General features: G+C 65.3%; 1 protein-coding gene. It reads right to left on the bottom strand.

Going from position 1 to position 395, the window contains the following annotated elements:
• Positions 1 to 210 precede the first annotated feature (210 nt).
• Positions 211 to 395, bottom strand: a 185-nt coding sequence (locus tag AC1DUE_RS20570) for a hypothetical protein (protein WP_477041255.1), incomplete at its 5' end; no start/stop codon positions are given.

Here is a 395-nt window from a genome sequence, read left to right as displayed (position 1 = left end):
ATCCGCGACGCGTCTCCCCCGCCGGTGCAGGGTCGGGTTACCCGATCCCGCTTTCCGGCGCAGTTCCAATATTGGACGTGGGATGCCGCCTCGGTAATCCGGAATGTGACCTAGATTCCGCACGGGGTGGTGCCGTTCTTCCTCGGTAACTTGACGCAGCATCTCGCTGGTGTCGCGCCCAGTCATGCGACTTAGGTGATGTCGTTTGGGTCATCGGGCAGACCGGAGGGAGACGCCTGCGATGTGCAGTCCCGCCACGTAGATGGCTGCGGCCTTCTCGTAGGGGTGGCATCGGCGCGGTTGCGCTGTGACATCCGCGAAGGCAGGCCCGTCTTCGGCCCACAGCTCCGACGCCATGAACGCTTGCAGCGCCTGCGCCACCCTGTCCCCTGGCC

Source organism: Cellulomonas sp. P4_A2, assembly GCF_056402515.1.
The sequence above is the reverse complement of the archived record's forward strand: the minus strand, read 5'-3'. Positions and strand labels throughout refer to the sequence as shown.